Genomic DNA, 224 nt, shown 5'->3' on the forward strand with positions numbered 1-224 from the left:
CTGGTCAACGGCGAGACGGCCTCGGTGCTCGGTGGCACCCTCGCCTACGGCGGCACGGCCGACGGTGCGATCAATGCCGGCAGCTACACACTCACCGCCTTCGGCCTCACCTCCGGAAACTACGACATCAGCTATGTCGCGGGTGCCCTGACGGTGAACAAGGCTGCTCTGACGGTGACCGCCAACAGCGCGTCCAAGACCTACGACGGCCTCGCCTACAGCGG

The 224-nt window shown here is 66.5% G+C and carries 1 protein-coding gene; it reads left to right on the plus strand.

Annotated features, from left to right (window positions below; translation table 11 throughout):
- The coding region (locus tag M4J40_RS17900) for an MBG domain-containing protein (protein ID WP_251755788.1) at nucleotides 1–224 on the plus strand (224 nt) is incomplete at both ends.

The sequence above is a fragment of the Pleomorphomonas sp. JP5 genome, from assembly GCF_023721815.1.
Lineage (GTDB): Bacteria > Pseudomonadota > Alphaproteobacteria > Rhizobiales > Pleomorphomonadaceae > Pleomorphomonas.